Raw genomic sequence first — 21,256 nt, 5'->3', positions numbered from 1 at the left:
CAATCTCCCACATGAGGGTCCTCCGCGTCTCGCACAGCGCCGTGGTCGACGCCTGGCGCGAGCGGGAGCGAGAGCTCCGCGCGCGGGGGGTCGACGTCCGGCTGCTCTCGGCGCGCGCGTGGGACGAGGGCGGCACGACCGTCCGGCTCGTGCCGCGCCCGGGCGAACCGGTGCGGGGCGTACGCACGGTCGGTGCGCACCCGGCGCTCTTCGTCTACGACCCGGTGCCCCTGTGGCGCGCGCTCGGGCAGGAGTGGGACGTGCTGGACGTGCACGAGGAGCCGTTCGCGCTCGCGACGGCCGAGATCCTGGCGCTGCGCCGGCTCCGTGCGCTCCTCGCGCGACGCCCCGCTCCCCCGTACGTCCTGTACTCGGCGCAGAACCTCGCCAAGCGCTACCCGTGGCCCTTCCGGTGGTTCGAGGCGCGCGCGCTGCGCGGGGCGGCGGGGGTCTGCGTGTGCAACGACGAGGCGGGCCGGATCGTGCGCGCCAAGGGTGCGCGGGGGCGCGTCGAGACCGTCCCGCTCGGCGTCGACCCGGCGGTCTTCTCCCCCGGACCCGACGCCGCCCGCGGCACGCGCGGGACCGGTCGCCTCCGTGTCGGGTACGCCGGGCGCCTCGCGCACCACAAGGGCGTCGACGTGCTCCTCGCGGCCGTGGCGGACGACGACCGGTTCGAGCTCGTCGTCGCGGGTGACGGGCCGGACCGGGGCGCGCTCGAGGAGACCGCGCGGCCGCTCGGTGACCGCGTACGGTTCGTCGGCGCGCTCGTGGGCGACGACCTCGTCGCGTTCTACCGCTCCCTCGACGCGCTGGCCGTACCGTCGCGCGAGACGCCCGGGTGGGTCGAGCAGTTCGGGCGCGTCGCGGTCGAGGCCATGGCGTGCGGCGTCCCGGTCGTGGCGAGCCGCACGGGTGCGCTGCCCGACGTCGTCGGCGGGGCGGGCCTGCTCGTGCCGCCGGACGACCCGGACGCCCTGCGCGCCGCGCTCGCGCGGGTCCGGGACGAGGACGGGCTGGCCGACGGTCTGCGCGCGGCAGGGGCGGAGCGTGCGGCGTCCTGCTCGTGGGCCGAGGTCGCCCGCCGCTACGAGGAGCTCTACGCCACCGCGGTCGGCGACGGCCCGGCGCGCGCGCCGGGGACCACCGGGGACAGCCCGTCCGCGGCCCTGCCGCCGGAGGTCGTCGTCGTCGCCTACGGGTCGCCCGCGATGGTGCGCGACGCGCTCGCCCCGCTCGCCGGGAAGTACCCGATCACGGTCGTCGACAACTCGTCCCTGCCCGAGATCCGGGAGATCACGGAGCTCGCGGGCGGGCGCTACCTCGACCCCGGCCGCAACGGCGGGTTCGCCGCGGGGGTCAACCACGCGCTGGCCCACCGCCAGGTGCCCGGCGCCGACGTCCTGCTGCTCAACCCGGACGCCGTCGTGACGCCCGAGGACGTCCAGACGCTCCACCGCGCGCTGCACGCCGCGCCGGGGATCGCGAGCGTGGGGCCGCAGCAGGTCGACGACGACGGCGTCCGGGCGCGCGTGCTCTGGCCGTTCCCGTCCCCCGCGGCCACGTGGGTGGAGGCCGTCGGGCTCGCGCGGCTGCGCCGGACCCCGGCGGAGCGCTCGTTCGTCATCGGCTCGGTGCTGCTGCTCAACGCGGCCGCGGTGGACGACGTGGGGGGATTCGACGAGCGCTTCTTCCTCTACGCGGAGGAGACCGACTGGGCGTACCGCGCCGTGCGGTCCGGGTGGCGGCACGCCGTCGTCCCGGAGGCGCACGCCCTCCACATCGGCGGCGCGACCAGCAGCGACCCGGCCCGTCGGGAGACGCACTTCCACGCGTCGCAGGAGCGCTACCTGCGCAAGCACCACGGACGCACGGGCTGGGCGCTCGCGCGCGCCGGGGCCGTGGTGGGGGCGGCCGCCCGCTCCGTCGCGCTGCGGGGGGACGCGCGCGAGTCGGCGCGCCGACGGCTCCGGCTCTACCTCGCCGGGCCCGTCCGCGCGGAGTCGGCCCTGTGACCCAGCGCGCGACGCTCCTGCGCCGGCGGCCCGTGCTCTACCGCGCGCCGCGCGCACCCGGCACCCTCGTCGCGCGCGGCCGGACCGTCGCCGCGTGGCTCGCGGGCGGGACCGTCGTCGTCGCTCTGCTCGCCGTCCTCGGGTTCGTCGTGCCCGAGCTGCAGACGGCGGCGCTGGGGGGCGCCCTGATCATCCTGATCGTCGGCCTCACGGCGTACGAGCCCGTGGCCCTGCCCATCCTCGCCATGCCCGCGCTCGTCGTCGTCCAGCGCGTCGGCGGCGGCGGCGTCGACCTCTCGCTCAGCGACTTCGCGCTGTTCGGCGCGTTCTGGTTCGCGCTCTTCTTCTCGCCGCGGCCCTTCTCGAAGCCCATGCGCGCGATGCTCTGGCTGTCGTTCGTGTACCAGGTGGCGACGCTCTTCACGGTCGTCGTCAACCCGTTCAGCGCGAACGTCGTCGAGTGGTTCCACGCGTGGCTCTCGGTGGCCGGAGCGCTCGTCCTCGGGTGGGCCGTCGGCCGTTCCGGACGCGCTCGTCTGGGCCTGACGCTGTTCCTCGTCCCTTGCCTGGCGATCGCGGCGCAGACGTGCCTGGTCGCGCTGCAGCAGCTCGCCGCCGGCAACACCGGCCCGGTCTACATCGACTCGCCGATCGCGATGCACAAGAACTTCATCGGGTGCGTGCTCGCGTTCGCCGCGCTCACGGCCTACGCGCGGCCGTGGTGGGTCGGCTGGCCGCGCTGGTTCTCCCTCGGCGCGTTCTGGCTCTGCTCGCTCGGGGTGCTCGCCGCGCAGGCGCGGCAGGCGCTCATCGGCCTCGCGATCGGCATCATGCTCATCACGCTGCGCGGGGACCCTGACCGCAAGCGCTCCAAGCTCATCCTGCTCGCGGCGATCCCGGCGATCTACTTCGTCGTGCTCGCGGTGCAGGAGCAGCTCGCGTCCGGCAACCAGTTCAACTCCGCCAACCAGCGGCTCACCTGGTACGCCGACTCGATCGACGTGTGGCAGCGCAGCCCGTGGGTCGGGATGGGCCTGCGATGGTGGACTGCGGGCGTGACGGAGTTCGTCTTCCAGCCCCCCAACGTCGAGCTCGAGGTGCTGACGTCCGCCGGGATCGTCGGGCTCGCCGGGTTCCTCGTGCTGTTCCTCGGGGGGATGGTCGTGCTCTGGCGCATCAACCCGCGGTTCGGGACGCTCGCCTTCTCGATGCTCATGATGCGATTCGTCCAGGGTCAGTTCGACCTCTTCTGGGTCTCGGTCCAGGTGACCGTTCCCTTCGTCATCGTCGGCGTGTGCCTCGGCGCGGAGTCCTACGCCGAGTCGCGGCAGCGCGCCCGCGACGCGACCGGTCGGGAGCTCCCTCTCGACGAGCTGCGATCCGTGCGGGAGATGGCTGAACGATGACCGACCTGCGCATCCTGCAGATCGCCCCGGAGATCGCCCCGGGCAGCGGCGTGGGCGGCGTCGCGCACCACCTGGAGGAGGCCTTCGAGCGCGCCGGGGTGCGGACCGCGCGCTTCACGCTCGCCGACGCGCGGGGCGCGTGGCTCCCCGAGCCCGGACCGGGCGTCCGCGGCCGGCTCGTGCTCCTCGCGCGGGTCGTGTGGTTCTCCACGGTCGGCACGGTCCTCGCTCGTCGCCGGGTCGCCCGTGAGCGCCGGGCGGGCCGGGGAGCCGGGGACGCGGTGGTCTCGATCTGCCACAACGACGTCCTCGCCGGCGACGTGTACGTCAACCACGGCATCCTCCGGGTCGCCATGCGAGCCCGCGGCGGGTACGCGTGGCGCATGGCCCGCAACCCGCTGCACCTCTTCACGGCGGCCCGCGACGCGATCCGGTACCGCGGCCGCTCGCACCGCGTGGTCGTCAACCTCACACGGTCCGAGCGCGACGCGCTGCGCAGCACGTACCCACGGCTGCGCGCCCGCGCGGTCGTGATCGGCAACGGCGTGGACGTCGCGCGCTTCGCGCCGCCCGCGCCCGCCGAGCGCGCCGCCGCCCGCGCCGCCGCGGGCGTGCCCGAGGGCGCCGTCCACGTGGTGTTCGTCGGGCACGAGTTCGACCGCAAGGGCCTCGACCTCGTGCTCGCGGCGGCCGCGGACCTGCCCGACGTCCACGTGAGCGTCGTCGGCGGCACGCCCGACATGCTCGCCGACGTCCGGGCGCGGGTCGCCCGCCTCGGGACGGCCGACCGCGTGCACCTCGCCGGCCGCGTGCCGGACCCGCGGCCCTGGCTCCACGCGGCCGACGCACTGGCCCTGCCGAGCGCCTACGAGGCCAACGCGCTCGTCGTGCTCGAGGCGCTCGCGTGCGGCGTCCCGGTCGTCGCGACCCCCGTGGGCTACGCGCCGGACGTCATCGAGGACGGCGTCACGGGGTGGCTCGTCGACCGGTCCGTCGAGGGCGTCCGCAGGGGTCTCGCCGCCGTCGCGGCGCTCGACGACGACGCCCGGCGCGCAGCCTCCCGGGCGTCCCGGGCGACGGCGGAGCGCCACGACTGGGACGCCGTCGCACACCGGTACCTCGAGCTCGCGACGGCGCTCGCGACCCCACGATCGGAGCAACGCCTGTGAGGATCCTCCACGCCGTCCGGTCCGACGGCTTCGCCGGCGTCGAGCGGCACGTGGCGCGCCTCGCGCGCGCGCAGTCGGCCGCGGGCCACGACGTCGCGGTCGTCGGCGGAGCGCCCGGGGGCATGCGCGCGACGGTCGACGACCCGACGGTGCCGCTCCTCCCCGCGGCCTCGACCGGCGACGTGGTGCGGGCGCTGCGCAGGCACGCCGCCGCGGCGGACGTCGTGCACGTGCACATGACGGCGGCCGAGGTCGCCGCCGCCGTCGCGGCCCGCACGTCGCGCGGGTTCCCGCCGGTCGTGTCGACCCGCCACTTCGCCCGACGGCGCGGAACCGGGGCCCGGGGACGGCTCGTCGCGGTCGTCGCGGCGTCGTCGGTCCGGGCCCAGATCGCCATCAGCCGGTACGTCGCGGACCACGTGGAGGGCGAGAGCGTCGTGGTGCACCCCGGCGTGGCGGACCGTCCCGACGGGCGCGCAGCCGCCGCGCGCGACGACGTCGTGCTGGTGGTCCAGCGGCTCGAGGCCGAGAAGCGCACCGACCTCGCGCTCGAGGCGTTCGCGGCGTCGGGGCTCGCAGGCCGCGGCTGGCGGCTCGAGGTCGCGGGCGACGGCGCGGAGCGGACGGCGCTCGAGGACCTCTCCCGGTCGCTCGGCATCGACACCGCGACGTCGTTCCTGGGGGCGCGCGACGACGTCGACGCCCTCCTGGGTCGCGCGGGACTTCTCGTCGCGCCGTGCCCCGTGGAAGGGCTCGGGCTGAGCGTGCTCGAGGCGATGGCGAGCGGCCTGCCGGTCGTCGCCTCCTCGGCCGGCGGGCACCGCGAGACGCTCGGCGGGATCGACCCGCTCACGCTCTACCCTCCGCTCGACCCGGGCGCCGCGGGCCGCTCCCTGGCCGCCCTCGCCGCCGACCCCGGACGCCGCGACGCGTGCGCCGCCGCCGGACGCGCCGCGCAGCGCGAACGCTTCACGCCTGCGGCGCAGGTCGCCGGGACGGACGCCGTCTACCGCACGGTGCTCACGTGACGGCCGTCGCGGGCGGTGCGAGCGCGGGCGACGTCGTCGTCCTGTCGCTCGAGCGCTGGGACGACGTGTGGCGCCGCAACCAGTACCTCGTCGCCGAGCTGTGCCGTGCCGACCCGACGGCCCGGGTGCTGTTCGTCGAGCCGGCAGCCGATCCGCTGCACCGGCTCAGCCGGCGCGGCGCGCCCCGCCCGGGGCGCGGGCTGCGTACGGCGCCCGACCTGGACGGGATCGCCTCCGGCCGCGTGCTCCTGCACGAGCCGACCAAGTGGCTCCCCCGCAAGGTCGACCCGCACGTGGACGTCCGGCTCGCCCGGTCGGTCGAGCGCGCCGTGGCCCGCGCCGGGCTGCGCCGCCCCGTGCTGTGGGTCAACGACCCGTCCGGTGCCGCCGTCGTACGGCGCACGGGGTGGCCCGCGCTCTACGACGTCACCGACGACTGGCTCGCCGCCGACCGCTCCCCCGCCGAGCACGCGCGCCTGGTCGAGGACGAGGCGACGCTGCTGGAGCGGTGCGCCGAGGTCACGGTGTGCTCCCCGGGCCTGGTCGCCCGCAAAGGGGCGCTGCGGGACGTCACGCTGCTGACGAACGGCGTCGACCTCGATCGTTACCGCGGCGCGTACGACCGCCCGGGCGACCTCCCCGCCGGCCGGGTCGCGCTCTACGTCGGGACCGTGCACCCCGACCGGTTCGACGTCCCGCTGCTCCTCGCGACCGCCCGCGCGCTGGACGGTCGTGCCCGCGTGGTGCTCGTCGGCCCGGTGGTGGACCTCACCGCCGCGGAGCACGGGGACCTCGCACGCGCCGGGGTCGTGCTCCTCGGGCCGCGTCCCTGGACCGCCGTGCCTGCCTACCTGCGCCACGCCGACGTCCTGCTCGTCCCGCACGTCGTCGACGCGTTCACCGACAGCCTCGACCCCATCAAGCTCTACGAGTACCGGGCAGTCGAGCGGCCCGTGGTGTCGACGCCCGTGGCCGGGTTCCGGGACGAGCCCGGAGTGCGGGTCGCCGCCGGCGAGGAGTTCCCGACGGCCGTGCTCGCCGCGCTCGGCGACGCGGCGCGCCCGCGGCCTGGCCGGCTCGACACGGACGTACCCGACGTACCGACCTGGCGCGGTCAGGCCGCGCTCATGCGCGCGGCGCTCGCCCGGACACGGACGTCCAGACGTCCGTGAGCACGCGCGCGGTGCGCTCCACGGGAAACCGACGGATCGCCGACGCGCGCGCCCGGAGCGCACGCTCGCGGGCCGCGACCGGGTCGTGCAGCACGTCGAGCAGGGCCGTCGCGAGCGCGTCGACGTCGCCGGGCGGCACGAGCAGCCCGAGCGCCCGGTCCCGCCCCTCGGGGTCCTCGAGGATCTCCTCGACGCCGCCCGCCCGCGTCGCGACGACGGGCACGCCACGGACCATCGCCTCGACGACGACCTGCCCGAACGGCTCCGGAACGGGCGACGCGTGCACGCACACGGCCGCGCGATCGAGCTCCGTGCGCGGGTCGACGACGAAGCCGGCGTGCTCGACGTGGCCGTCGAGGCCGAGCCGCGACACCTCGGCCCGCACCTGGGCCGCGTAGCCCCCGGCGCCGAAGGCCGGCTCGCCGACGAGCCGCAGCCGGGCCGCCGGCACCGCGTCCACGACGGTGCGCAGCGCACGCACGACCTGGAGCTGGCCCTTGGTCGGGCTGATCCGCCCGACCATCACGACCAGCGGCTCGGGCTCGTCGGCGCGCCCGGCGAGCGCCGTCCCGGCCCCCTCCGCCTGCTCGAGGGCGAAGCCGGGGTACGCGACCGCCGTCACCGCGGGCAGCGTCTCCGCCGTCGCGCGCGAGTTCGCGACCACCGCTGTCGGGACCCGGCGCGCCAACCCCCGCACGACCCGGACGAGCGGCCCGGGCAGGTAGTCCGGAGCGATGCGGTCGTGGACGTGCCACACGAGGGGCCGGCGGGCGAGCGTCGCGGGCACGATCCCCAGGACGTCCGCCTTGAGGGAGTTCGTGTGCACGACGTCGGGCCGCAGCACCCGGACGCGCCGCGCGAGCCGCAGGAGGAACGGGAGCGTTCGGAGGGCACCCGCGAAGGTCGAGGCCGACAGCCGACCAGCACGTGCACGGTCGGCGGTCGCCACGGACGGCGCGAGCGGCACGACGTCCACCCGGACGCCGAGGCCCTCGAGGCGCGCGCGCAGGGGGCCGTCGGCGAACAGCAGCACCCGGACGTCGACCTCGGGCCCGAGCGCCTCGCACACGCGCACGAGCGCCAGCTCGGCACCACCGAGCTCCGCCGTGTGGTCGAGGACGAGGACCCGGAGCGGCGGACCGCCCGGGACGGTCACCACCGGAAGGGGCGCTTGCGCTCGTCGGGGGCGGGCTCGTCAGCGACCTCGTCGGGCGCGGCGGGCTCGACCTTGCTCCACGCCGGAGCGAGGACAGGAGGTCGCTTGCCCGGCGTCGGCGGCGCCCCGCGAGACGCCGCACCGTCGACCGGCGGCGCGTCGCCGGCGGTCGCGACGGGAGGTGCGGGTCGCCCCGACGCGTCGTCGACCGGTACCGCAGCGGCGGCGACCGACGCCCGTCGCGTGCTCGGCGTGCGCTCGGAGGCGTCCGTCGCGCCCTCGCCCTCCGACCGGCGCGCGGGCTCGGCCTCGGACGACCCGACGGGTGCCTCGGCCCGATCCGTCCTCGCGGTCGTGCCGGCGGCGGCTGGCGCCGCGGCCGGGGCCGTCCGGGCGCTGCCCTGCCCGGCCTCCTGCCCCGTGTCGTCGCCGTACGTCGAGGCGTAGAGCATGCGCCGGTCGCCCGTGACCCCGGTCAGCGCGATCCCCAGGAGCGGGACGTTGCTGACACGGAGCCGCTCCACCGCCTCGGCGAGCACCGCACGGTCGGTGCGACCCGCCGACGCGATGAGGACGACGCCGTTCGCGTAGCCGCCCAGGATCGTCGCGTCGGCGGCCGCGAGGACCGGCGGTGCGTCGACCACGACGACCTCCGCGTGCTCGCGCAGGCTCCGGACGAGCGCACGCGCCCGCTCGGTGGCGAGGAAGTCCGCCGGGTCCATCTCCTCCTCGGGCACCGGCATGACCCGCAGGTTCGGCACCGCGGTCGGGCGCAGCTCCTGGACCTGCCCGTCCCAGTCCTCGGGTGCCGGGAGCATGCGGTCGAGCTGCGGACGCCGCAGGTCGCCCGACAGCGCGACGGTGCGCCGCCCGCTGAGCGCGAACGACGCCGCGAGGTTGGCGGTGATGAAGGAACGCGGCGCGGAGGGGTCGGCTGCCGTGACCACGACGACCGCGTGCTTCATCCCCGCGGTGGAGACCTGCACGGCGGTGCGCAGCTCACGGATCGACTCCGTGAAAGGCGTCGCCACCTTGCTCGCGACGGGCAGCGCACGCGTGTGCGCGAACTCCCTCTCCGCCGGGCGGGTGCCGTAGAGCTCGGCGAGGACCGGCGTCTCGGTGAGTCGCGTGGACTCGGCCGCGCTCCGGACGCGGACGTCGAGTCCCCGGCGCGCGAACGCGAGCCCGACCCCCGCCACGAGACCGACGAGGAGAGCGAGCGCCAGCACCGTCAGACGGGACAGCCCGAGCGGCTCCGCCCCCGTCGCGGGCGCGACCACCTCGCCCGGGACGGCGATGCCGCGCAGGGAGTTGATCTGCACCGTGAGCGCGGAGTAGTCGCCGACGATGATGTCCTGCTCGGCCAGCGCCAGCGGGTCCTCCGGGTCGGCCCCGAGCCGTTGGCGGACGCCCGCAAGCTGGTCGGCGAGCGCCTGGCGTCGGCTCTCGAGCTCGGCCGCCTGGTCGGCCTGGATCGTGACGAGCTGTGCGACGTACGCGTCGGCGAACGCGTTCGCGACCTCGACCGACCGTGCCTCCGCGGTGGTCGTGGCCTGGACCGCGACCGTCTTGCTCTCGCCGTCGACGTCGCCGGACACCTGGGCGGCCAGCTCGTCCGCGGCCTCCGGCTCGCCGAGCGCGGCCGCGGCGGCGTCGGCGACCTCGGGCGAGGTGACGTCGTCGGCGTCGGTCGCGACCGTCACCTCGACGAGCGACTCCCCGCCCTGAGCACTCTGCACGCCGTAGAGCTGCACCGTCGCGGTCGCGCGGTACGTGGTCTCCTGGCGGTCGACGTAGAACAGCGCGGCGGCCACGACGACGAGGACCGCTGCGAGCACGTAGTACCTGCCCGCCCAGACCGTGCGGAGGAACTCCCTGATGGTCATCGCTGTGCTCTCCCCCCACCGGGACGACCCGCGCCGACGGTGCGGTCCTGCTGCTGGGCCACGACTCCGCGCAGCCGCTCGACGAACCGGTCACGGCCGAACGTCGCGACGTGCGCCGTGACGGCGCCATCATCCCACGTGCGCCCTGCTGCCGCCTCGACGGCCTCGGCCACCAGGTCGGGGCGCGGCGCGTCGAAGAACACGCCGTTGACGCCGTCCACGACGGTGTCGAGGTAGCCGCCGTCGCGCAGCACCACGCTGGGCCGCCCGAACGCCCCGGCCTCGAGCGGCGACAGCCCGTAGTCCTCGTACGACGCCGCGACGAGCGCCGACGCGTTCCGGTAGACCCAGCGCAGCGTCGCGTCGTCGACGCGGCCGAGCAGGTGCACCCGGCCGCCCCCACGGGCCGCCCGCGTCTCCAGCCGAGCGCGGTCGGGACCGTCCCCGACGACGACGAGCTCACGCCCCGTCATGAGCGCCGCCTCGACGACGACGTCGACGTTCTTGTACGGCAGCAGGCGTGCCACGCACAGGAGGAAGCCGGGGTCCACGCCGGGGAGGGCACGTTCCTCGCCGTCGGGCAGCATCGCCGGCGGCGGTGCGAGCACCTCCGCCTCGATCCCGTACGCGTCGCGGATCGCGCGCTGCGTCACGGTCGAGTTGGCGAGGTAGACGTCCGCGCGCCGAGCGGCGGCGTCGTCCCACCGGCGCAGCCCCGGGGACAGGAGGCCGAGCGCGGTGGCTGCCGCACGTCGTCGGGCACGATGCGCGACGGAGCCCTCCGCCGGCCCCAGGTACCGGTCACGCTGGTACAGCCACCGGGCCGGGGCGTGGCAGTAGACGACCGTGCGCTCCGCCCCCCGGTAGCCGTGCGCCCAGCCGGTGGACGACGCGAGCAGGACGTCGGCCTCGACGCGCTGGCGGTCGACGGCGGGCGCGAGGAACGGGAGCGCGACCCGGTGGTGCCGACGCAGCAGAGCGGCCCGGTCGAGCGCTGACGTGCGCAGGTCGAGGGAACCGAACTCGGGGAACGTGCCGGCCGGGTCGTAGAGCGTCGTGTACATCGGCGACCCGGGGAACGCGTCGGCGAGCAGCAACGCGACCCGCTCCGCACCGCCACGCTGGGTCGCGTAGTCGTGCGCGAGCGCGACACCGTGGGTCATCGGTCCTCCTCGCGAACGCAGGCACCCAGCCTAGGTGCGGGGCCGGGCGCGAGGAGAGGGGGACGAAGGGACCTCACCCGGGTGAAAACGGGCGTCCTGACGCTGCCTGACGGCGCTACGCCTTCGTGTGGTACTTCCCCTGGGCGGCGAGCAGACCGTCGGTGAGCAGCATCTCGACGGCGTCCGCGGCGTCGTCGAGCAGGAACGGGAGCTCCTTGGCCTCGGGCCCCTTGAAGTCCTTGAGCACGAAGTCGGCGGTGTCCTGCCGGCCCGGAGGGCGTCCGACCCCCGCGCGCACCCGCACGTAGTCCTTGGTGCCGAGGGCCTTCGTGATGTCGCGCAGACCGTTGTGGCCGCCCTCGCCGCCGCCGATCTTCAGCTTCACGGCGCCGAACGGGATGTCGACCTCGTCGTGGACCACGACGACGTGGTCCGGGTCGATCCCGTAGTACTTCGCGAGCCCGGACACCGGGCCGCCGGAGACGTTCATGTACGTCGTCGGCTTGGCCAGCACGACACGCGGCCCGGGCCGCCCGCCGGGCAGCATCCCGATGCGGGCCTCGGCGACGACGGCCTGTGCCCGCGGGTGGCGCGCGAACCGGGCGGCGGCCCGCCCCGCGAGGACGTCGAGGACCATGTGGCCCAGGTTGTGGCGGTTGCCCGCGTACGTCGGCCCGGGGTTGCCGAGCCCGACGACGAGCCACGGCTGGTCGGTCATGTCGTCCCTCGTCCTTCGTCCGGGTCCCGCCCGGGCGGCGCGCGGCGGGAGGTGGTGGAGGTGGTGGTGCAGGCGCACGGACGCCCGGCACCGTCACGGTACCGGGCGTCCGACGCGGGTCGTCGTGGCGTCAGCCGACGACGGGGAGGATCACTCCGCGGCGGCCTCGGCGGGGGCGGCGGCCTCGGCGGCCTCGTCCTCGGTGGCCTCGACCTTGGGCTCGCTGATGATGAGGACGTCGGCCGAGGCGTCCGTGACGAGCGTGACGCCCTCCGGCAGCGTGACGTCGCCCGCGTACACGACAGAGCCGGCCTCGAGGCCCTCGACGGAGACCTCGATCGCGTCGGGCAGGCGCGTCGCGTCCGCCTCGACGACGAGGCTGAGCTGCTCGAGCAGGTGGATCGTGCCGGGGACGGCCTCGCCGACGACGTGCACCGGCACCTCGACCTCGACCTTCTCGCCCTTCTTCACGATGAGCAGGTCGACGTGCTCGATGACGTTGCGGACCGGCTCGCGCTGGACGTCCTTGGCGATCGCGAGCTGGGCCTTGCCGTCGAGCTCGATCGAGAACAGCGCGTTCGAGTGCTTGAGCGCCATCATCGTCTCGTGACCCGGCAGGGTCACGTGCAGCGGGTCGGTGCCGTGGCCGTAGAGGACCGCGGGAATCTTGCCGGCACGGCGGACGCGGCGGGCGGCACCCTTGCCGAACTCGGTGCGGGCCTCGGCGACGAGCTTGATCTCGGACACGTGGATCACTCCTGGAAGAAACGTTGCGGGCCGGCCACCAGTGGGGAGCGGTCGGCTGTCCGGACGGTTGAGAGGGCCTCCCGGACGGGCGGCTGCGTCGGCGCGGGACGTGTGACGGGCGCGCAGGAGGACGACCGCCCAGTCGATAACGGAGATCCAACAGGTCTGGCTGACACTCGCGGTCCCGCGCCGCCGGTGTGCTCACCGGTCCAGCGCTGCCGGCCGTCAGACGTCCCTCGCCGAGGCAACCTGGCTACTGTACCCGGGCGGGACGGTGGGACGAAACCCGCGCCCGCTCCCCCGTCGTCAGCCCGTCGCCGCGGCCGTCGCCGCGACCGTGGCGCCGACGAGGATGACCGCGGTGACCTCCTCCACGTAGGCGCGCACCGCCTCGCTCGCCCAGCTCTGCCGCGCGATCTCCTTCGCGCGCGCGTCGACGGCGCGGCGGCGCGACCCGGACAGGTCGGCCCCGCCGTCGACGACGGCCGGTGCTCCACGGCCGCCGCCCGCGGCCAGCACACGCCCCGCCTGCCCGGTCGCGGCGAGGATCGCGACCAGGGCGGCCGTGCGCTGGTCCGGCGCGCCGCCGTCGACCAGGACGCGCCACAGGTCGGCGCGGACGCCGTCCTCGTGCCGGGTGTCGGCGGCCGGCCAGCGCGTGGTGGGGAAGATCCCGAGCACGCGCCCCTCCTCGCGGCGCAGGACGCCGCGCTCGGCGAGCGAGCCGATCGCGCGGGACGCCGGCTTGAGCTTCGCCAGGGGCGCCACGAGCGCCTTCGGCTTCGAACCCTCGCGCGACCGCACGACGGTCAGCGCCTCGTCGAGCAGCGCGTTACCCGTCGGGGACGGGTCCCGCACGACGATCCGGCCCACGCGCCCGCCGTCGCCGTCGCCCGCGAGGTCGGCGCGGCCCAGGAGCGCCAGCTCGACGAGGAGCGCCCCCGCGGCGACCTGCTCGCGGTACGAGGCGTCGACGACCGCCTTCCCGGTCTCGTCGTCGAGCGTGAGCAGCAGGTAGTCCTCGAGGATGAGCATGGTCCTCACGCTACGGCGCGCACCGGCCGAGGACCCCTGTGTTTTGTCACGACCGCGGCGTGCGACGCGCACGGTCGCACGGCACGGGGTGTCAGTCCGCGAGCTCCCAGCGCACCGTGACGCTCGCGCGGACCTCCTGCGTGCCAGGCTCGACGACGAGCGCGTCGCTCGCGGCCTTGGCCGCCGTCAGGCGCGGCATCGGGCCGGGCCCGCCCGCGTCCTCGCGCACCTCCACGACCGGGCCGAGCGAGCGGCCCGCGAGCCGCGCGTACTGCTCGGCCCGGGCGCGGGCGTCGGCGAACGCGGCGTCGCGCGCGGCGACCGCGAGCGGCCCGGGGTCGCCCACGGCGAGGCTCGTCGAGTCCAGCCGTGCGACGGGCCCGGCCGCGTCGAGGGCCGCGCGCACGATCTCGCCGCAGGCCGCGACGTCGCGCACGGTCGCGCGCAGCGTGAGCCGCGCCGTCGTGCGCGGGCCGTCGTCGCGCTGCTCGGTCCACGTGGACGTCTGCGACGTGCGGACGTCCGCGGGATCGACGCCCGCCGCGACGAGCGCGTCACGCGCCGCGGCGAGGCCCGTGCTCGCGCGGTCGAGGGCCTCCTGGACGCCGGGCGCGCTCGACTCCGCGCCCAGCTCGACGACCGCGACGTCCGGCGCCGCGGTCACCGCCCCCTGTCCGGTGGTCGTCACTCCCGAGCCGCCCACGACGCCTCCCGTCAGCTGTTGCCGTCGAAGAGCGAGGTGACCGACCCGTCGTCGAACACCTCTCGGATGGCGCGCGCGATGAGCGGCGCGATGGAGAGCACGGTGAGCTGCGGGAACTGCTTCTCCGCGGCGATGGGCAGGGTGTCCGTGATGACGACCTCGCTCGCCCCGCACTCCGAGAGGCGCTGGGCCGCGGGGTCGGACAGCACGCCGTGCGTCGCGGCCACGATGACCGACCGCGCACCCGCGGCGAGGATGACGCGCACCGCCTCCGCGATCGTGCCGCCGGTGTCGATGAGGTCGTCGACGAGCACGCAGTCGCGGCCCTCGACCTCGCCGACGACGCGGTTCGCGACGGCCTGGTTGGGGCGCGTGATGTCGCGCGTCTTGTGGACGAACGCGAGCGGGCCGCCGCCGAGCTTGGCGGCCCACTGCTCGGCGACGCGGATGCGGCCGGCGTCGGGCGAGACGACCGTGACGTTCGACGTGTCGACGCGCGTGCGGACGTAGTCCGTGAGGATCGGCATGGCCCACAGGTGGTCCACGGGGCCGTCGAAGAAGCCCTGCGTCTGCGCGGCGTGCAGGTCGACGCTCATGAGGCGGTCGGCGCCGGCGGCCGTGAAGAGGTCGGACATGAGGCGGGCCGAGATCGGCTCGCGGCCGCGGTGCTTCTTGTCCTGGCGCGCGTAACCGTAGAACGGCTGGACGACCGTGATGGTGCGGGCCGAGGCGCGCTTCGCGGCGTCGACCATGAGCAGCTGCTCCATGATCCACTGGTTGATCGGCGCGGTGTGGCTCTGGAGGATGAAGACGTCGGCGCCGCGCACCGACTCGCCGAACCGGACGTAGATCTCGCCGTTCGCGAAGTCGTACGCGGTCGTGGGCAGCAGGTCGATGCCCAGCTCCCGCGCGACGTCGTTGGCCAGCTCGGGGTGCGCGCGCCCCGAGGCGAGGACGAGGGACTTCTCCCCGTTTCCGGCGATCGTGCTGCTCATACCAGTGGGTTCCTTCGGTGGTGTTTCCGGGTGCGGGGGTAGGTCTGAGGAGACTGGGCCGGACGCGGTCAGTCTGCCGTGGCCGCGGGACGACCGCCACGCAGCGCCTCGAGCGTGTGCTCGAGCTCCGGGCCGGGGGGCGGCGGGGTCGGGCGCTCGGCCGTCGCCGCGGCGCTCTGGTCCGCGAGCTGCGCCTGCGCCTGCGCGCCGAGCGGCGGCGCCTCCGGGTCGCTCGCGCGCGCGGCGCCCGCGGCCTCCGCCGCGGCCGTGCCCGGACGGCGACGCTCGACCCAGCCCTCGATGTTGCGCTGCTGCCCGCCGCTCACGCCGAGCGCACCCGCGGGCACGTCGCGGCGGATCACGGAACCCGCGGCCGTGTACGCGCCGTCGCCCACGGTCACGGGCGCGACGAACATGTTGTCCGCGCCCGTGCGCGCGTGCGAGCCGATCACGGTGCGGTGCTTGTGCACGCCGTCGTAGTTGACGGTGACCGACGCGGCGCCGATGTTCGTGTGCTCGCCGATCGTCGCGTCGCCCACGTAGGACAGGTGCGGGATCTTGGAACCCTCGCCGATCTCCGCGTTCTTCGTCTCGACGAACGTGCCGATCTTGCCCTTCGCCCCCAGCACGGTGCCCGGGCGCAGGTAGGCGAACGGCCCGACGGACGTCCCGGCGCCCAGCACCGCGAGGCTGCCGTGCGTCCGGGTCACCGTCGCGCCCGCGCCGACCTCGGTGTCCGTGAGCGTCGTGTCCGGCCCGATCGTCGCGCCCTCCGCGACGACCGTCGCACCGTGGAGCTGCGTGCCCGGGAGCAGGGTGACGTCGCGCGCGAGCTCGACGTCGACGTCGACCCACGTCGTCGCCGGGTCGACGACGGTCACGCCCTCGCGCATCCAGTCCTCGAGGATCCGGCGGTTGAGCTCCGCGCGCAGCGTCGCGAGCTGCACGCGGTCGTTGACGCCCTCGACGATCGTCGGGTCCGCGGAGACGAGCGCCCGGACCGTGCCGCCCTCGGCGCGCGCCGCCGCGACGACGTCCGTCAGGTAGACCTCACCCTGCGCGTTGTCGCGACCGAGCGTGCCGAGCCCGCGGCGCAGCACCGCGGCGTCGAACACGTAGATCGACGCGTTGATCTCGCGGATCGCGCGCTCGTCGGCCGTCGCGTCCTTGTGCTCGACGATGCGCAGCACGTCCCCCGAGCCGTCGCGCACGACGCGCCCGTAACCGGTGGCGTCCTCGAGCTCGGTCGTCAGCATCGTCACCGCGTTGCCGTCCGCGACGTGCGCGGCGAGGAGCTGGCCGAGCGTGCCGCCGTCGAGCAGCGGGGTGTCGCCCGCCGTCACGACCACGGGACCCTCGAGCCCGTCGCCGGCACCGCGTCCCTCCTCGCCGTCGGGCACGCCGTGGACGAGCGCCTGGGCGTGGGCCTTCGCGTCGAGCGCGGCGAGCGCGCACTGCACGGCCCGACCCGTCCCGGGGATCTCGTCCTGGTCGACGACGACCGCGTCCGGGTCGACCGACACCGCGTGCTCGGCGACGCGGTCGCGCTCGTGCCGCACGACGACGGCGAGCAGGGCCGGGTCGAGCGAGCGCGCCGCGACCAGCACGTGCCCGAGCAGGCTGCGGCCCGCGAGCGTGTGGAGCATCTTCGGGGTGGACGACTTCATCCGCGTGCCCTCGCCGGCGGCGAGGACGATCACGGCAGCGGGGGCGACGGTCGAGTCGGTTCCCTGCTGAGCTTCCATGGGTGTTCCCCTCGGGATCGGTGGCACGAGCTCCGCCCCCAGGACTCGAACCTGGACCAAGGGCACCAAAAACCCTTGTGCTGCCGATTACACCAAGGCGGATCGGACCCGGCGACGCTCGCGCCCGGTACGTTCCCGGGCCACGGCGGGCGGGGTGGGTCCGGGAACAGTCTGCCAGGTCGGTCCCCGTGCCCGACGCCGGTCGTGCCCGTCTCGTCCCGTCCGCACCCCGGTCTCCGCTCACCGCGACAGTCGCCTGCGCCACACCCGTGCGCGAGGCACACGCCGGGCACGGCAGCGGTGCACGGCATGATGGACCCCGTGGCCGAGTCCAGACGCACCCCCCGATCCCGCATGACCGCGAGCCAGCGGCGCGAGCAGCTGCTCGCGGTGAGCCGCCGCCTGTTCGCCGAGAAGGGGTTCGAGGGGACGAGCGTCGAGGAGATCGCGGCGCGCGCCGAGGTGTCCAAGCCCGTCGTGTACGAGCACTTCGGGGGCAAGGAGGGCATCTACGCCGTCGTGGTGGACCGCGAGGTCCAGGCGCTCACGGCGGCGCTCTCCGGTGCGCTCGACGAGGGCGGCCACCCCAAGGTCCTGCTCGAGCGCACCGCGCTCGCGCTCCTGTCCTACATCGAGGCGTCCGAGGACGGGTTCCGCATCCTCGTGCGCGACTCTCCCGTCGCCCAGGCCACCGGCACGTTCTCCAGCCTCATCGGCGACGTCGCGACCCAGGTCGAGCACCTGCTCGCCCACCAGTTCCGCACCCGCGGGCTCGACCCCAAGGTCGCGCCCATCTACGCGCAGATGCTCGTCGGCATGGTCGCGCTCACCGGGCAGTACTGGCTCGACGTGCGCTCGCCCAAGAAGACGGAGGTCGCGGCGCACCTCGTCAACCTCGCGTGGAACGGCCTCGCCGACATGGAGAAGCGCCCGCACCTCATCACGACGCCCCGGTCGTGACGGCGTCCTGACGCGTCCGTCCACCGGTCGCCCCGGGGAACTTCCCGGAACCCGCGTCATGGCGCCCGGGGGTACCCGTCTCTCCTTGCGGAAGCACGAGATCGACGAAGCGGGGCACTTCATGCACGGGCACGACCGGTCCAGCGACCGCACGCACGAGGACTGCCAGGACGAGATCCGTCCCACGGTCTGGGGCTACTCGACCTGGACGACGGCGCGCTGCCTCCAGGGCGCCGTCGCCGGAGCACCGGTCCGCATCGTGCAGCGCACCGACGTCCTGGTCCCCGGTCTGACGCCGCGCGAGCTCGACCGCGTGCGGCGCCACGCCGAGTGGCACGCGTCGGTCGACGACGTGCGCCTGGGGCTCGTCGCGGGCGTGGCGACGGCGCTCGCCGCACTCCTCGTAGGGCACGCCCTCGCGCCCGTCACCCTCGTCGTCGCCGCCGCGGTCCTCGGTGTCACGGCCGCCGTCGTCACACGCGCGCTCCTGCGGGTCGCCGGTCCGCGGCTCTCGCGCGTCGAGCGCCGGGCCCTGCGTGACGCCGTCGAGATCCGGCGCGTGCGGGTCGCGCCCCCGACGTCGACGGGCATGCGCGTGCTCGTCGCGATGAGCGCCGTCGAGTCGATCTCCGGCCGCCTCGACGAGCGGGAGGCCGCGATCGCGCGAGAGCTCCTCTGGATCGCGCTCGACGCGGTCCGGCGCGACGACGTCGCGGGCGTCGACGACGCGACCGCCGCGATGCTGCGCCTCACCGTGCGCGCCGCGCGCTCGCCGCTGCCGCCGGTGCGCGACGAGCACCGGGGCTGAGCTCGCGGCCGGACGTCGGCCCCCGACCGGGGAAGCACCCTCCCCCCTGCGTCGGAAGGGGCAGGACGTGACATCTGTCCCATGCCCGGCGCACCGGCACATGGTTGTCTGGGGCGCATGGCGACACTCGAGATCGACTCGCTGACCAAGTCCTACGGCGACGTCCGCGCCCTGCGCGGGACGTCGTTCGACGTGCGCGCCGGGGAGATCTTCGGCTTCGTCGGCTCCAACGGGGCGGGCAAGACCACGACCATGCGCATCGTCCTGGGCGTGCTCGCGGCCGACGGCGGCGAGGTGCGGTGGGACGGTCGCCCGATCGACCTCGCGGCGCGGCGGCGCATCGGGTACATGCCCGAGGAACGCGGGCTGTACCCCCGCATGAAGGTCGGTGAGCAGCTCGTCTACCTGGCCCGGCTGCACGGCCTGGGCGCGGCCGAGGCGAAGGTCGCGATGGAGCGCTGGACCACGACGCTCGGCGTCGAGGCACGCCGGGGCGACGAGGTCCAGAAGCTCTCGCTCGGCAACCAGCAGCGCGTCCAGCTCGCGGCGGCGCTCACGCACGACCCCGAGCTGCTCGTCCTCGACGAGCCGTTCAGCGGGCTCGACCCCGTCGCCGTCGACGTCATGAGCACCGTGCTGCGCGACCGCGCCGAGGCGGGCGTGCCCGTCGTCTTCTCCTCGCACCAGCTCGACCTCGTCGAGCGCCTGTGCGACCGCGTCGGGATCATCAAGGACGGCGCGATGGTCGAGGTCGGCACGATCGACGAGCTCCGCCGGACGGAGACGGAGAGATGGATCGTGGACGGACCACCCGGGGCGACGTGGATCGGCGCAGTGCCCGACGCGCGGGCCGTCAGCCTCGAGGGGTCGCGCACGGTCGTGGAGCTCGCGCCGGGCCCCGGGGCCGCCGGCGGCGGAGCCGCGAACGGGACCGGCGGGCGCGAGCAGGCCGTGCTGCGTGCGGCGCTCGCCGCCGGACCGGTGCGCGAGTTCTCGCTCGTCCGGCCCTCGCTCACCGAGCTGTACCGCGACGTCGTGAGCGCCGAGGAGACGTCGGCCGACGCGGCCGCCGAGACGGTGGAGGTGGGGGCATGAGCACGGGGGCCTCGTTGACGTCCTGGGGCGCGATCCGCCTCGTCGCGAGCCGCGAGATCATGACGCGGCTCCGCTCGAAGTCCTTCGTCTGGCTGACCGTGATCCTCGTCGGCGCGGTCGTGCTCGGCGGGTTCGTGCTCGACGCGGCGAGCTCGTCCGGGCCGACCGCCGAGCGCGTCGGCGTCACGCCGCAGACCGCGGCGCTCGCCGCGACGATCGAGGCGACGGGCAGCACGCTCGGGACCGAGATCGAGACCGTCGACGTCGCGGACGACGCCGCCGGCGAGGCCCAGGTGCGCGACGGCGACCTCGACGCCGTCGTCACGGGGACGGTCGACTCGCCCACCGTCGTCGTGGACACCGAGCTCTCCTCCGGCCTCACCGCCGTCTTCACGACCCTCGCCCAGCAGACCGCGCTGTCCGACGCGGTCGCGGGCCTGGGCGGCGACCCCGCGCAGGTCGCGGGCGACATCGCGACGGCCGAGCCCACCGTCCGCACGATCGGCGAGCCCAGCGAGTTCGACCCGACCCGCTACGTCACCGGCCTGGTCACCGGCATCCTGCTCTTCATGGCCATCATGATCAGCGGCCAGCTCATCGCGCAGGGCGTCGTGGAGGAGAAGACGAGCAGGGTCGTCGAGCTCCTGCTCTCGACCGTCCGCCCGTGGCAGCTCATGGCGGGCAAGGTGCTCGGCATCGGCCTCGTCGGGCTGGGGCAGGTCGCGCTCGTCGTGCTCGCGGGCGTCGGCACCGCGCTCGGCCTCGGGCTGGTCGACACCTCGACGATCGACCTCGGGACCGCGGCCGTCTGGGCGCTCGTCTGGTTCGTCGTCGGGTTCGTCAGCTACGCGCTGCTCATGGCCGGCCTCGGTGCGCTCGTCTCGCGCCAGGAGGACGTCGGCGCCGTCACGACCCCCGTCACGTTCCTCATGATCGTGCCGTACATCGTCGGCGTCTCCGTCGCGCCGTGGGCTCCGGACAACCCGCTCGTCGTGTGGCTCTCGTACGTGCCGCTGTGCTCGCCGCTGCTCATGCCCGTGCGCATCGCGCTCGGCAGCGCCGAGACCTGGGAGGCCCTCCTCGCGCTCGGCCTGTCGATCGCCGTCATCCCGGTGCTCGTCTGGCTCGCGGCGAAGATCTACTCCAACGCGGTCCTGCGTACGGGTGCCCGCGTCAAGCTCAAGGACGCCCTGCGCACCGCCTGACTGGGGCCCCGCGCGGTAGGAACCCTGGTTGCGCGAGGTAGAACCCTGGTTGCGCGAGAGAGAACCCCGGTCAGCCGAGGTAGAACCGTGGTTGCGCGAGGTAGAGCCGTGGTTGCGCGAGGTAGAGCCGTGGTTCTTGTGCTCGACGGCGTGTGGTCGCCCTGGGTGGTCGGGGTGGGTGGTGGTGCCGCGTCTACCATCCGCCGCTCGTTCCTCGCGGCTCCCGCCAGGCCCGCCACGACGCGGCACC

The 21,256-nt window shown here is 75.2% G+C and carries 18 protein-coding genes and 1 tRNA gene; 9 read left to right on the top strand and 10 right to left on the bottom strand.

The features are described 5' to 3' along the window. The first annotated feature begins 11 nt into the window (after positions 1-11). Genes JN535_RS18595 through JN535_RS21315 form a run of 5 tightly spaced genes read left to right on the top strand, consistent with a single transcriptional unit; the run spans position 12 to position 6,790 of the window. Positions 12-2,015, top strand: coding sequence for a glycosyltransferase (locus tag JN535_RS18595; protein ID WP_205207302.1), 2,004 nt, complete (start codon positions 12-14; stop codon positions 2,013-2,015). After that, a complete protein-coding gene (locus tag JN535_RS21650; protein WP_205207301.1) occupies positions 2,012-3,421 on the top strand; it encodes an O-antigen ligase family protein in 1,410 nt (469 codons plus the stop codon). The genes JN535_RS18595 and JN535_RS21650 overlap by 4 nt, the downstream gene beginning before the upstream one ends. Continuing rightward, positions 3,418-4,590, top strand: coding sequence for a glycosyltransferase family 4 protein (locus JN535_RS18585; RefSeq protein WP_205207300.1), 1,173 nt, complete (start codon positions 3,418-3,420; stop codon positions 4,588-4,590). Before JN535_RS21650 ends, JN535_RS18585 begins: the two co-directional genes overlap by 4 nt. Then, positions 4,587-5,618: a glycosyltransferase family 4 protein gene (locus JN535_RS18580; RefSeq protein ID WP_205207299.1), complete on the top strand. Its 1,032-nt coding sequence runs from the start codon at positions 4,587-4,589 to the stop codon at positions 5,616-5,618. The genes JN535_RS18585 and JN535_RS18580 overlap by 4 nt, the downstream gene beginning before the upstream one ends. Further along, the gene (locus tag JN535_RS21315; RefSeq protein WP_205207298.1) at positions 5,615-6,790 is read left to right on the top strand and encodes a glycosyltransferase; all 1,176 of its coding nucleotides are present in this window, start codon (positions 5,615-5,617) and stop codon (positions 6,788-6,790) included. Before JN535_RS18580 ends, JN535_RS21315 begins: the two co-directional genes overlap by 4 nt. On the opposite strand, the gene JN535_RS18570 is transcribed toward JN535_RS21315, so the two are convergent. The 10 genes from JN535_RS18570 to JN535_RS18525 all read right to left on the bottom strand — a co-directional run bounded on the left by JN535_RS18570 (position 6,744) and on the right by JN535_RS18525 (position 17,040). Further along, the gene (locus JN535_RS18570) at positions 6,744-7,946 is read right to left on the bottom strand and encodes a glycosyltransferase (RefSeq protein WP_205207297.1); all 1,203 of its coding nucleotides are present in this window, start codon (positions 7,944-7,946) and stop codon (positions 6,744-6,746) included. The genes JN535_RS21315 and JN535_RS18570 overlap by 47 nt on opposite strands. After that, positions 7,943-9,832: a polysaccharide biosynthesis tyrosine autokinase gene (locus JN535_RS18565; protein ID WP_205207296.1), complete on the bottom strand. Its 1,890-nt coding sequence runs from the start codon at positions 9,830-9,832 to the stop codon at positions 7,943-7,945. The genes JN535_RS18570 and JN535_RS18565 overlap by 4 nt, the downstream gene beginning before the upstream one ends. After that, the gene (locus JN535_RS18560; protein ID WP_205207295.1) at positions 9,829-10,995 is read right to left on the bottom strand and encodes a glycosyltransferase; all 1,167 of its coding nucleotides are present in this window, start codon (positions 10,993-10,995) and stop codon (positions 9,829-9,831) included. The genes JN535_RS18565 and JN535_RS18560 overlap by 4 nt, the downstream gene beginning before the upstream one ends. A 115-nt stretch (positions 10,996-11,110) precedes the next feature. Next, positions 11,111-11,713: an aminoacyl-tRNA hydrolase gene (gene pth, locus JN535_RS18555; protein WP_205207294.1), complete on the bottom strand. Its 603-nt coding sequence runs from the start codon at positions 11,711-11,713 to the stop codon at positions 11,111-11,113. Between the two features lie 150 nt (positions 11,714-11,863). Continuing rightward, the gene (locus JN535_RS18550) at positions 11,864-12,460 is read right to left on the bottom strand and encodes a 50S ribosomal protein L25/general stress protein Ctc (RefSeq protein ID WP_205207293.1); all 597 of its coding nucleotides are present in this window, start codon (positions 12,458-12,460) and stop codon (positions 11,864-11,866) included. Positions 12,461-12,766: 306 nt separating this feature from the next. Continuing rightward, positions 12,767-13,495: a GOLPH3/VPS74 family protein gene (locus JN535_RS18545; RefSeq protein WP_205207292.1), complete on the bottom strand. Its 729-nt coding sequence runs from the start codon at positions 13,493-13,495 to the stop codon at positions 12,767-12,769. Between the two features lie 91 nt (positions 13,496-13,586). Then, positions 13,587-14,183 (bottom strand): SIMPL domain-containing protein, encoded by a 597-nt coding sequence (locus JN535_RS18540; RefSeq protein WP_307868967.1) that lies wholly within the window; start codon positions 14,181-14,183, stop codon positions 13,587-13,589. Positions 14,184-14,209: 26 nt separating this feature from the next. Continuing rightward, a complete protein-coding gene (locus JN535_RS18535) occupies positions 14,210-15,193 on the bottom strand; it encodes a ribose-phosphate diphosphokinase (RefSeq protein ID WP_205207291.1) in 984 nt (327 codons plus the stop codon). A 68-nt stretch (positions 15,194-15,261) separates the two neighbouring features. Then, entirely contained in the window at positions 15,262-16,938 is a 1,677-nt protein-coding gene (gene glmU / locus JN535_RS18530; protein ID WP_205207290.1) for a bifunctional UDP-N-acetylglucosamine diphosphorylase/glucosamine-1-phosphate N-acetyltransferase GlmU, read from the bottom strand. Positions 16,939-16,968: 30 nt separating this feature from the next. Beyond that, positions 16,969-17,040: transfer RNA gene (locus JN535_RS18525), tRNA-Gln, on the bottom strand. Positions 17,041-17,292: 252 nt separating this feature from the next. On the opposite strand from JN535_RS18525, the gene JN535_RS18520 reads away from it, so the two are divergent. From JN535_RS18520 to JN535_RS18505, 4 genes are all read left to right on the top strand, one after another. Next, positions 17,293-17,898 (top strand): TetR/AcrR family transcriptional regulator, encoded by a 606-nt coding sequence (locus JN535_RS18520; RefSeq protein ID WP_205207289.1) that lies wholly within the window; start codon positions 17,293-17,295, stop codon positions 17,896-17,898. 85 nt (positions 17,899-17,983) lie between these two features. Continuing rightward, positions 17,984-18,706 carry a hypothetical protein gene (locus JN535_RS18515; RefSeq protein WP_205207288.1) on the top strand — a complete coding sequence of 241 codons (723 nt, stop codon included), beginning with the start codon at positions 17,984-17,986 and terminating at the stop codon, positions 18,704-18,706. Between the two features lie 117 nt (positions 18,707-18,823). Then, entirely contained in the window at positions 18,824-19,801 is a 978-nt protein-coding gene (locus JN535_RS18510; protein ID WP_205207287.1) for an ABC transporter ATP-binding protein, read from the top strand. After that, positions 19,798-21,006, top strand: a complete 1,209-nt coding sequence (locus JN535_RS18505) for an ABC transporter permease (protein ID WP_205207286.1) — start codon at positions 19,798-19,800, stop codon at positions 21,004-21,006. Before JN535_RS18510 ends, JN535_RS18505 begins: the two co-directional genes overlap by 4 nt. Positions 21,007-21,256: the final 250 nt, after the last annotated feature.

Origin of the sequence: Cellulosimicrobium cellulans, from assembly GCF_016921195.1 — a bacterium.
Classification (GTDB): Bacteria; Actinomycetota; Actinomycetes; order Actinomycetales; family Cellulomonadaceae; genus Cellulosimicrobium; species Cellulosimicrobium cellulans_F.
The sequence above is the reverse complement of the archived record's forward strand: the minus strand, read 5'-3'. Positions and strand labels throughout refer to the sequence as shown.

What these genes read in the sequence shown, in the direction of transcription:
- JN535_RS18520 (WP_205207289.1), top strand. Translation starts at nt 17,293, where the DNA reads ATGACCGCGAGCCAGCGGCGCGAGCAGCTGCTCGCGGTGAGCCGCCGC.
- JN535_RS18560 (WP_205207295.1), bottom strand. Translation starts at nt 10,995, where the DNA reads ATGACCCACGGTGTCGCGCTCGCGCACGACTACGCGACCCAGCGTGGC.
- JN535_RS18510 (WP_205207287.1), top strand. Translation starts at nt 18,824, where the DNA reads ATGGCGACACTCGAGATCGACTCGCTGACCAAGTCCTACGGCGACGTC.
- JN535_RS18585 (WP_205207300.1), top strand. Translation starts at nt 3,418, where the DNA reads ATGACCGACCTGCGCATCCTGCAGATCGCCCCGGAGATCGCCCCGGGC.
- JN535_RS18565 (WP_205207296.1), bottom strand. Translation starts at nt 9,832, where the DNA reads ATGACCATCAGGGAGTTCCTCCGCACGGTCTGGGCGGGCAGGTACTAC.
- JN535_RS18535 (WP_205207291.1), bottom strand. Translation starts at nt 15,193, where the DNA reads ATGAGCAGCACGATCGCCGGAAACGGGGAGAAGTCCCTCGTCCTCGCC.
- glmU (WP_205207290.1), bottom strand. Translation starts at nt 16,938, where the DNA reads ATGGAAGCTCAGCAGGGAACCGACTCGACCGTCGCCCCCGCTGCCGTG.
- JN535_RS18545 (WP_205207292.1), bottom strand. Translation starts at nt 13,495, where the DNA reads ATGCTCATCCTCGAGGACTACCTGCTGCTCACGCTCGACGACGAGACC.
- JN535_RS18595 (WP_205207302.1), top strand. Translation starts at nt 12, where the DNA reads ATGAGGGTCCTCCGCGTCTCGCACAGCGCCGTGGTCGACGCCTGGCGC.
- pth (WP_205207294.1), bottom strand. Translation starts at nt 11,713, where the DNA reads ATGACCGACCAGCCGTGGCTCGTCGTCGGGCTCGGCAACCCCGGGCCG.
- JN535_RS18505 (WP_205207286.1), top strand. Translation starts at nt 19,798, where the DNA reads ATGAGCACGGGGGCCTCGTTGACGTCCTGGGGCGCGATCCGCCTCGTC.